The 2418-nt window shown below is 60.3% G+C and carries 3 protein-coding genes; all 3 read left to right on the top strand.

The genetic code is table 11. The features are described 5' to 3' along the window. Positions 1-406: substrate-binding domain-containing protein (locus AAF739_18075; GenBank protein MEM6384576.1), on the top strand; the 406-nt coding region annotated here is incomplete at its 5' end. Next, complete coding sequence (locus tag AAF739_18080; GenBank protein MEM6384577.1) at positions 403-1422, top strand: extracellular solute-binding protein; 1020 nt, start codon at positions 403-405, stop codon at positions 1420-1422. The genes AAF739_18075 and AAF739_18080, both read left to right, overlap by 4 nt. A gap of 60 nt (positions 1423-1482) precedes the next feature. Further along, positions 1483-2307 carry an ABC transporter permease gene (locus AAF739_18085; GenBank protein MEM6384578.1) on the top strand — a complete coding sequence of 275 codons (825 nt, stop codon included), beginning with the start codon at positions 1483-1485 and terminating at the stop codon, positions 2305-2307. Positions 2308-2418 lie beyond the last annotated feature (111 nt).

The raw sequence follows: 2418 nt of genomic DNA on the forward strand, positions 1-2418 counted from the left end.
GACAGGCGCGTTCCCCGATGACGTCGATGCCCAGGTCTTTTGGGGCGAGGCCGGCGTCGACCAGGCCGTCCGCGCCGCGCAATCGGGTGCAACGGCCATTTTGACCACCTCGGACCTCATCGCGCTTCGCGTGCGGAGCGAGCTCATGCGCGCGCAGCTTTCGGTTCCCAATAGGATCAGCCTCACCGGTTTTGATGACATGTCCTTTGCGGCGATCATGCATCCCGCGCTCACGACAGTCGCCCAGAACGTCGACGAGATCGCGCGCCGCGCCGTCGACATTCTTACGGCCAAAATCCGCGGCGAAACTCACCCTCTCGACGGCAAGACCGTGCCCATGCGCCTTGTTGTTCGCCAATCGACGACCATTGCCAAACACCCTGCTAAAAGGAGACATCCGAAATGACCCGAAACCTATCCCTCATTGCCCTGGCCGCGGCGTTCACCGCGGGGAGCGCATCCGCGCAAGAAACGCTCACGATCTCGGTCTATTCCTTCGCACAAGACGCCTACAAAGAAGCGCTCTACGACCCGTTTGAAGAGATCTGCGGCTGCGAGCTTGTCATTGAGACCGGCAACAGCGTGGAGCGGATGGCAAAGATCGAGGCCAATGCCGATGACCCGGTCATCGACCTCGCTGTCATCTCGTCCCACGACGCGTTGAGCCTTGCCCAGAAGGGCTTGCTGCAGCCGATTGATACGTCGCAGATTTCGAGCTTCGACCGCCTGTACCCATCTGCTCAGGACCCGATCGGCGACAATTTGGCGGTGGGATACACGTTCTACGCAAGCTCCATCGTCTACCGCGAAGACCTCGTGAGCATTGAAAGCTGGTCTGATCTCTTGAGCGATGAACTGGCGGGGAATGTGTCGCTGCCCAACATCACCGGGACGCAAGGCCCACTGACGCTCATGATGCTCGACAAGGCGGCGGGCGGCGATGCCAGTGACTTCACCGGCACGATCTCAGCCATTGGGCAAAGCGGCGACGATATCGTCACTTTCTATTCCCGCTCGTCCGAGCTGGCGCAATTGATGAACCAGGAAGAGGTGATCGCGGCCCCCGTTGGGCGCTTTGCCTGGAGCCGATTCAAAAGCTCCCCCCTGCCCTTTGCATGGGCCGATCCCGTGGAGGGCCAGGCGGGCGGCATGAACGTGATGCTTTTGACCAAGGGCAATGGCAATGAAGAGCTGGCCTATCAGCTCATGGACTACTGGCTCTCGACCGAGGTGCAGACCCGCATCGCCGAGGCGCTGATCGACAGCCCCGCAAATATGGACGTGGTGGTGAGCGACGAGGTGGCAGAGAACCTGACCTACGGGGCCGAGCTGATCAATTCGCTCAATATCCTCGACCCCGCCGCTATCATCGCCAACCGTGACGGTTGGGTCGAGCAGTGGAACACTGAGGTCATTCAGTAAGGCGCATGCAGGGCGACTGCCTGCCAGTCGCCCTCCACTCACTCTTCAGGGCCCGGACAGATGTTCCTAGACTCGCGTGAAGGATTGGCATTGGCGCTCCCCGCCGCGCTTTTCACCTTTTTGGTGTTTTTGGTGCCGGTGGCCATTTTGCTGTCGATTGCCTTCCAGACAGACGGCGGCGCGTGGAGTTTTCAGGGATATATCGACTTCTTCTCAAAGCCCCTGAACCAGGCCGTCTTTTTCCGCACGCTGAAGCTTGGCGTTCTCGTGGCGGGGACAGCGGCCGTCATCGGCTATGCGGCTGCGTTCTGCATCGTGAACTTGCCGCCTCAAGCCCGGGGGCGGATCTTCGGGCTCGTCGTTTTGCCGCTGATGATTTCGCCCGTGGCCAGAACCTATGCGTGGATCGTCATCCTTGGCCGCACGGGGATCGTGAATGACACCATCGTGGGGCTGGGCCTCTCGGAGACGCCGATCCGGCTCCTTTTTACGGAGACGGCCGTCTTCATCGGTCTCTTGCAGCTCTTCCTGCCGCTCATGATCATTTCGCTCGTGTCAGCGATGGAGAACATTCCAAAGGACGTGATCCCGGCTGCGCGGGTTCTGGGCGCAAGCTGGTTTCAGGTCTTTTTCCGCATCATCCTGCCATTGACGCGCGAAGGGCTCGTGATCGGGGGCACCTTGGTCTTCACCGGGGCACTTACCGCCTATATCACCCCGGCAATCCTCGGCGGCTCCAAAGTGCTGATGCTCGAAACCCTGCTCTACCAGCAGGTGAATGTCTCCAACGACTTTGTGTCAGCCAGTGTCATCGCGATGATCCTCATTGTGATGTCGTTTTCGGCCAACCTCCTCCTCAAGCGCATTGCATCGGTGCGGAGGTAGCCCATGTCACGCCTGCCCATCTGGATCATCCTCGGCCTCACGCTGACCTTCCTCATCGGACCGTTTCTGATCGTCATCCTGGCTGGCGCATCCGCGGGAGAGGCGCTCGCC

Source organism: Pseudomonadota bacterium (assembly GCA_039024915.1).
GTDB lineage: Bacteria > Pseudomonadota > Alphaproteobacteria > Rhizobiales > MH13 > MH13.